Genomic DNA, 260 nt, shown 5'->3' on the forward strand with positions numbered 1-260 from the left:
TATGCCAAGAAATAACTGGTAACAAACAAACGGAATACCAAACCAAAACTCAGCTTGCAAATATAGAAAAATATTTTGGCGACTATCAAGAACTAAACGACCTTGATACAGATATGGCTACCTTTGACAGTACTTGTAGCCGATTAAAGACGCTGCTACAAAATAATGTCAGCTTGGTCACTGACAAGCGTGCGCATGACAAGCAAGCCAAAAAGCTACAAACTGATTTTGATAAGTTAATTACACAGCAAAACCTAGAC

Annotated in this window: 1 protein-coding gene; it reads left to right on the top strand. The window is 37.7% G+C overall.

Annotated elements, in window-relative coordinates:
- Positions 1-260 (top strand): hypothetical protein (locus AAEZ03_RS27945; RefSeq protein ID WP_350583173.1); only part of this gene is annotated, 260 nt, incomplete at both ends.

Origin of the sequence: Pseudomonas sp. HY2-MNA-CIBAN-0224, from assembly GCF_040310285.1 — a bacterium.
Lineage (GTDB): Bacteria > Pseudomonadota > Gammaproteobacteria > Pseudomonadales > Pseudomonadaceae > Aquipseudomonas > Aquipseudomonas helleri.